Raw genomic sequence first — 6,868 nt, 5'->3', positions numbered from 1 at the left:
GCCCCGCTGGCTGCATCTGGGCCTGCGTCGGGTGGCCGCGGTGGCCCGTCAGGAGCAGGCGATGCTCGACGTGCGCGCCGGCGAGTTCGACCGGGCCCGGCGGATGCTCGCTGCCGCCCGCGAGCTGGTGCCCGTCGGCGAGCGGCTGGTGCCGCTCCACCGCAACGCCGCCTGGCTGGCCGAGCTGGAATCCGTCTTCCAACCCACCTCCGGCGGATCGGCCGAGACCGGTGCGCGGGTGAACATCCGCACCCTTGGCGAGTTCGTCGTCGAGATCGACGGCCGGCGCATCTACGACCGCGACTGGAAGGGCGTGCGCACCAAGATGCTGCTGATCGCCCTGATCTGCGCTGGCGGCCAGAAGGTGCCCGCCGAACGCCTCGCCGACATGCTGTGGCCGGATTCGGAAGGCGCCCAGGCCATGCAGAACCTGAAGGTCGCCCTCCACCGCCTGCGCCGCCTCGGGCGCCGCGAAGGCGAGCCGCCGCTGAACTGGGTGCATGTGAAGCACGGTTTGGTGAGCTTGCCGCGGAATCTGTGTCGGGTGGATGTATACGAACTCCAGGCGGCCATTAGCTCCGCTTCTGAGCACCCAGAAGCAGTTCCGCCGACCTGCTTTCAGTTGGCTGGGGAGTTCCTGAGTGGCGAAAGCGGGATGTCGTGGGTCGTGAGCTACCGCAAGCGCGTGAAAGAGATGATTTCACGCTCGGCGGCAATCGCGGGTACGGCTCCCCGACTGCGCGTGTAACCGATTTGGAACCATCTCGCATGTAGGCTCAAGGCATGTCGATCCCGGTAATTACGGTTCTGTTAATGCCATCAGGGCATTCTGGATCAATGCGAGGTCGGCTCCGGCCAATTGACGTGGGAGAGCTTTCATGGAACTCAAAAAGGTGTTTTTGCGTGCTTTCGGTGTGGCGGTGCTAGCTCCATTGGGCGCCTTGATGCCGGATGTCGCAGGCGCGACAACGGTCTATCACATCTGTTCGGCGTCTGGTCCCGCCGGAAGCCAGCAATGTGAAAACCTGACCAGCGGTACTTTTTCGCTGGATCAGTTCTGGGATAAGGACGCCTTCAGCCACAACTCGTACGTCGAGGTTGATTCAGTGAAGTTCCAGTTCACCGATGTCTTCGCGCGAGCGAGCGAGATCCGGGTCCAGGCAATCGATGCACCCGGGGTGACGTCGTTTGGATTGATGTTCTCCCCGCTTGACGCGTTGGTTAACCCTTGGCTGGCACGGCCTTCAGCGTTTGGGACCGGTGATACCGTGACGTTCATCGGGTTTGACGTGAAGGGTGCGAGTCTGAGCAACTACGTCTTTGGCACGGGATTCGCCGAGCAAGGCCGTGGAACAATCTTCTCCTCCGCCAGTGCCCAACTGTATCTGGACGGAGCGCTGTATGAGTCGCTCACGTGTGCGGATAATCGGAGCCCTGTAACGGGGCTTTGCACCGGCGCTGCGCAGGCAGACAAGAATCTCAGTCCTGATCTCCTTGATCCGACTTCGGTTGAGCTGGGTTTCGTCAGTCATATCGAGAGCACGAGCCTTGATGATTACGTCGGAGCCCGATTTGCTTACGTAATGTTCGACCGGCCGATCCCCGAGCCAACCTCGATGGCGCTACTGGGTATCGGAGCTGGACTGATGGCGCTGATACGGCGCCGTCGGTCGGCGTAAAGCGAGCGGCGTCGCTGCTGCGTAGCAGATCGGAATCGCGATCGATGCATTGGGTTCTTCGCCGAAGGTGCGGCGATGGCAATCATTGCCTCGATGGGCGGGGGCATCCGTCACTACACCGAAACCACCGGGAACTGACTGGGCTGGGGGCAAGCGACGTTCGTCGGTCGTGAAGGAATCAGGGCCACCCGAGGGTGGCCCTGATTCATCGTGGACTCAGCGGGGCAGCTGCAGCTTGCCGCCCTTGACCGGCGGGCACCAGAAGTAGGCGCCGGACAGCGGCCGGGTGAAGCGGAACAGGGCGTCGACGATGCCGTCGTCCAGCCCGACCATGCGGCGCATCTGGGCTTCAAAGGCATCCAGGCTGTGGCCGAAGGCGACGAACATCAGGCCGGCGGCGCTGGCGTCGGCCCAGGGCATGGAGCGGCGTACCACAAAGGCTTCGGGGTCGAAGCTTTCCTGGGCGGTGCGCTTCACATGGGCGGATTCGGGGGCGTCGTCGAGCTCTTCGTTATCCGAGCGGCGGCGGCCGATGCAGTGGTCGCGCTCTTCGGGCTGCATGGCCTCGAAGCGGCTGAAGTTGTGCTCCCAGCGCTGCACGGCGACGAGGCTGGTGCCGTCCGCGGCGATGGCGGCGGCGACGGCTTCGTCGCCTTCCGGGTTCTCGGTGCCGTCTTCGTAGCCGGTGAGGTCGCGGCCGCTGCCGTGCTTGAAGCCGTCCCAGGTTTCGACGAGGCGGAAGGCCGGGGCCAGGGCCTGCTCGAGGTGGCGGCCGCGTAGCAGCAGCTCGCCCCGGTCGTCACCGCGCAGCCACAGCCACAGGGCGGCGGGCGTGGACGGGATGCTCACGCCGGGGCCCGCCAGGGGCGGGAAGGGCCGCAGGCCGGGCACGCTGCGGCCGATGGCCGACAGGGTGGCTTCGCCGATGCCGGCGACGGTGGCGTCGCCATCGACGAGCTCCACCAGCGCCTTGAGGCCGGCGGCCACGTCGGTGTCGGGTTCGAGGGCGAACACCAGATAACGGGAGAGGGGTGGCAGCGGCTGAAGGATGCCGGGTTGCGGGGTGGGCATGGCTGTCTCCGGGAAGGTCGCGGGGGTCGGCGGGGATGATAGTTCAATCCCCGCCGGCCCGTCAGCCGGCGGCGCTGTCGGCCCGGGCGAGCCGGTAGAGGGCGACGCTGGCGAGGAAGTTGGGTTCGTCCACGATCACCTTGTCCTCGTCGAAGGCCAGCCGCTCGCGGATCACGATGCCTTCCTGCTCGCACAGGGCGTCGAAGTCGGCGATGGTGAAGAAGCGCACGTTGGGCGTGTCGTACCACTGGTAGGGCAGGTTCTTCGACACCGGCATGCGGCCGTTCAGGATGGACTGGCGGTGGCGCCAGTAGGCGAAGTTGGGGAAGCTGACGACGGCCTCGTGGCCGACCCGCAGCATCTCCTTGAGGATGCCCTGGGTGTTGCGCATGGCCTGCAGCGAGAGGCTCATGATGACGTGGTCGAAGAAGCCGTCGTCGAAGCCGGCGAGGCCTTGTTCCATGTCGATCTGGATCACGTTGACGCCGTTGCGGGCGCAGGCCAGCAGGCGCGCCGGGTCGTTCTCGACGCCGTAGCCGCGCACCTGGCGAACGTCGCCGAGGTAGCGCAGCAGGCTGCCGTCGCCGCAGCCCAGGTCGAGGACGCGCTCTCCGGGCTCGATCCAGTTGGCGATCACGTCGTAGTCGAAGCGGTGGAAGCTCATCGTGCCGCCCTCACAGTTGGATGTTGTCGATGTAGGCCTGCAGCACGGCGTGGTACTGGGGCTCATCGAGGAGGAAGGAGTCGTGGCCGGCGGCGCAGTCGATCTCGGCGTAGCTCACGCGGCGGTCGCTGTGCATCAGGGCGTAGACGATCTCGCGGCTGCGGGACGGGGCGAAACGCCAGTCTGTGGTGAAGGACACTACCAGGTAGTCGGCCTTGGCGCGCTCGAGCGCGGCCACCAGATCGCCGTTGTAGTCGAAGGCCGGGTCGTAGTAATCCAGCGCCTTGGTGGTGAGCAGGTAGGTGTTGGCGTCGAAGTAGCCGGCGAACTTGTCGCCCTGGTAGCGCAGGTAGGATTCGATCTCGAACTCCACGTCGTAGCTGAACACCGGCTTGTCGTGGCGCAGTGCCCGGCCGAATTTCTGGCCCATGGCGTCGTCCGACAGATAGGTGATGTGGCCGATCATCCGCGCCAGCGCGAGGCCGCGGGTGGGCACGACGCCGTGCTCGTAGTAGTGGCCGGCGTGGAAATCCGGGTCCTTCAAAATGGCCTGACGGGCGACTTCGTTGAAGGCGATGTTCTGGGCGGTGAGCTTGGGCGCCGAGGCGATCACCAGCGCGTGGGCGACGCGATCCGGGTATTGCAGCGTCCACGACAGGGCCTGCATGCCGCCGAGGCTGCCGCCGACCACCGCCGCGAAGCGCTCGATGCCGAGGCGATCTGCCAGCCGCGCCTGGGCATCGACCCAGTCTTCGACGGTGACGAAGGGGAAGTCGGCGCCCCACGGCTTGCCGGTGGCCGGGTTGATGGCGTTGGGCCCCGAGCTGCCGTAACAGCCGCCCAGGTTGTTCACCCCGATCACGAAGAACCGGTTGGTGTCGAGGGGCTTGCCGGGGCCGACCAGGTTGTCCCACCAGCCGACGCTGCCGTCGGCGTGCACGCCGGCCACGTGGTGCGAACCGGACAGGGCATGGCACACCAGCACCGCGTTGCTGCGCGCGGCGTTGAGGGTGCCGTAGGTTTCATAGACGAGGTCGTACTGGGGCAGCACGCCGCCGCTCTTGAGGGGCAGGGGCTCGGTGAAGTGCGCTGTCTGGGGTACGACCAGACCAACCGATTGTGCAACGGATTGAGCTTCTTGCATTCGTGTTTCGTCCCAAAAACGAAAAACCCAGCCGGCGAACGGTCGCGGACTGGGCTGCCGTCGCTTTAGCCGTACTTTTAAAGCGCCCGCAAGCTGAAGGGTTCAAATCGGCGCTGAGAACCAAGATTAGCGCGATGGCCGGGGGCAAGTCAAACCCCGGGCCTGTGCGCGGCCTAGAGCTTCTCGACTGCCTCGCGGACCCGGTCCGGGTCGTCCAGCTTGAGCAGGCGCTGGACCTTGGGCGTGAGGTCGGCGGCGTCGGCGCGCAGGATGGCCTGCTTCACCTCGAGGATCTGCGCCGGGTGCATCGAGAACTGGCGCAGGCCCATGCCGATGAGGAGCCGCGCGCAATCCGGGTCGCCGGCCATCTCGCCGCACACCGAGACATCCACTCCGGCCTTGGCGCCGGCCTGGATGGTCTGGTGGATCAGCCGCAGCACGGCCGGGTGGAGCGGGTTGTAGAGGTGCGCGACGGCCTCGTTGCCCCGGTCGATGGCGAGGGTGTACTGGATCAGGTCATTCGTGCCGATCGACAGGAACTGCAGGCGCCGGGTGAAGGCGCCCAGGCACAGGGCGGCGGCGGGCACTTCGATCATGCCGCCCACCGGCACGGATTCGTCGAACTTGATCTTGCGTTCGCGCAGCTGGGCCTTGGCCTTCTCGAGGAGGACCAGGGTCTGGTCGATCTCGTGGCTGCTGGCGAGCATCGGGATCAGGATCTTCATCCGCCCGAAGTGGCTGGCGCGCAGCAGCGCCCTCAGCTGGGTGAGGAACATCTTGGGCTCGGCCAGGCAGTAGCGGATCGCCCGCAGGCCGAGGGCCGGGTTGTCCTCGGAGCGGGTGGCGCCTTCGAGCTCCTTGTCGGCGCCCACGTCGAGGGTGCGCACGGTGACCGGCTTGCCGGCCATGGTCTTGACCACCGACTTGTAGGCCTCGAACTGTTCGTCCTCGTCGGGCCAGGAGTCGCGGCTCATGAAGAGGAATTCGGTGCGGAACAGGCCCACGCCGTCGGCCTCGACGCCCTTGGCCTGGATGGCGTCGGGCGGGAGTTCGATGTTGGCGAGGATCTGCACCTCCTCGCCGTCGAGGGTCGCGGCGCGGGTGGATTTGAGGCGCTTGAGCTTGGAGCGTTCGAGCTCGACCGCGGCCTTGCGCAGGCGGTATTCCTCGAGCACGCGCTCGTCGGGATCGACGATGACCACGCCGCGGATGCCGTCGATGATGATGAGCTCGTCGTCCTTCACCACATGGCGGATGTGGCGCAGGGCCACCACCGCGGGGATCGACAGGCTGCGGGCGACGATGGCGGTGTGGCCGGTGGGGCCGCCCACATCGGTGATGAAGCCGGCGACGGCGTGATCCTTGAAGCCGATGGTGTCGGTGGGCGACAGGTCGTGGGCGACGACGATGGTGCCGAGGCCGTCCTTGCGCTTGGGCGGCAGGTGGCCCGGGTGGCCCAGCAGCACCTTCACGACGCGCTCGACCACCTGCACCACGTCGGCCTTGCGTTCGCGCAGGTAGGCGTCCTCGATGGCCTCGAACTGCTCGACCAGCAGCTCCATCTGCTGCACCAGCGCCCACTCGGCGTTGGCGCGGCGGGTGAGGATCAATGCCTCGGCGGCGTCCACCAGCATCGGGTCTTCGAGGAACATGATGTGCATGCCCAGGAAGGCATCCACTTCGGAGGGCGCCGAGCCGGACGCGGCCTTGAGCCCGGCGAGCTCGCTCTTGACCTTGGCGACCGCCGTTCGCAGGCGAGTGACCTCGGCTTCCACGTGCTTGGGCGCCACGGTGAAGTGGGCGACCTCGAGCAGCGCGTGGGAAACCAGGTGGGCGTGGCCGATGGCGATGCCCTGGGAGACAGCAAGACCGTGGACGGTGAAGCTCATGGCGGGGCCTTTATGGGTGTGGGCAGCAGGCTGAGGAGCGGAGGGCACTGGGCCGGGTCGGGTGGTTGCCTACCCATTTCCCACTTCCCAATGCCCGATTCCCAGCCTTACTCCCCTTCGCCGAACTTGTCGGCGATCAGGGCCTGGAGGGCGGCCATCGCCTGATCGGCGTCAGCGCCTTCGGTGTCGATCACGATGGTGCTGCCCTTGGCGGCGGCGAGCATCATGACGCCCATGATGCTCTTGGCGTTGACCCGCCTGCCGTTGCGCTCGAGCCACACGTCGCAGCTGTAGGCGCTGGCGACCTGGGTGAGCTTGGCGGAGGCCCGGGCGTGGAGCCCGAGCTTGTTGATGATGTTGGCTTCCTGGCGTGGCATTGCGCTTGTCTTCCTTCCTCGCTGATTCTTCTTTTTGTGGTTTC

General features: G+C 66.2%; 7 protein-coding genes. 2 read left to right on the top strand and 5 right to left on the bottom strand.

Annotated features, from left to right (window positions below):
- Both QQK25_RS18250 and QQK25_RS18245 read left to right on the top strand, forming a co-directional pair.
- On the top strand, positions 1 to 748 hold a 748-nt coding region (locus QQK25_RS18250), incomplete at its 5' end, for an AfsR/SARP family transcriptional regulator (protein WP_284189220.1).
- 130 nt (positions 749 to 878) lie between these two features.
- A complete protein-coding gene (locus QQK25_RS18245) occupies positions 879 to 1,679 on the top strand; it encodes a PEP-CTERM sorting domain-containing protein (protein ID WP_284189219.1) in 801 nt (266 codons plus the stop codon).
- Positions 1,680 to 1,895: 216 nt separating this feature from the next.
- Here QQK25_RS18245 and QQK25_RS18240 read toward each other — a convergent pair whose 3' ends face one another.
- The 5 genes from QQK25_RS18240 to QQK25_RS18220 form a co-directional block, all read right to left on the bottom strand.
- Positions 1,896 to 2,750: a Dyp-type peroxidase gene (locus QQK25_RS18240; RefSeq protein WP_284189218.1), complete on the bottom strand. Its 855-nt coding sequence runs from the start codon at positions 2,748 to 2,750 to the stop codon at positions 1,896 to 1,898.
- A gap of 61 nt (positions 2,751 to 2,811) precedes the next feature.
- On the bottom strand, positions 2,812 to 3,414 hold the full coding sequence (gene metW, locus QQK25_RS18235; protein ID WP_284189217.1) for a methionine biosynthesis protein MetW: 603 nt from the start codon (positions 3,412 to 3,414) through the stop codon (positions 2,812 to 2,814).
- 10 nt (positions 3,415 to 3,424) lie between these two features.
- The gene (metX, locus tag QQK25_RS18230; protein ID WP_284189216.1) at positions 3,425 to 4,558 is read right to left on the bottom strand and encodes a homoserine O-succinyltransferase MetX; all 1,134 of its coding nucleotides are present in this window, start codon (positions 4,556 to 4,558) and stop codon (positions 3,425 to 3,427) included.
- A 173-nt stretch (positions 4,559 to 4,731) separates the two neighbouring features.
- A complete protein-coding gene (gene ptsP, locus QQK25_RS18225; protein WP_284189215.1) occupies positions 4,732 to 6,447 on the bottom strand; it encodes a phosphoenolpyruvate--protein phosphotransferase in 1,716 nt (571 codons plus the stop codon).
- 107 nt (positions 6,448 to 6,554) lie between these two features.
- Complete coding sequence (locus QQK25_RS18220) at positions 6,555 to 6,824, bottom strand: HPr family phosphocarrier protein (protein WP_284189214.1); 270 nt, start codon at positions 6,822 to 6,824, stop codon at positions 6,555 to 6,557.
- Between the last annotated feature and the right edge of the window lie 44 nt (positions 6,825 to 6,868).

The organism is Zoogloea oryzae (genome assembly GCF_030161255.1).
Lineage (GTDB): Bacteria > Pseudomonadota > Gammaproteobacteria > Burkholderiales > Rhodocyclaceae > Zoogloea > Zoogloea oryzae.
Note: the sequence above shows the minus strand (reverse complement) of the source record. Positions and strands in the feature narration are given on the sequence as shown.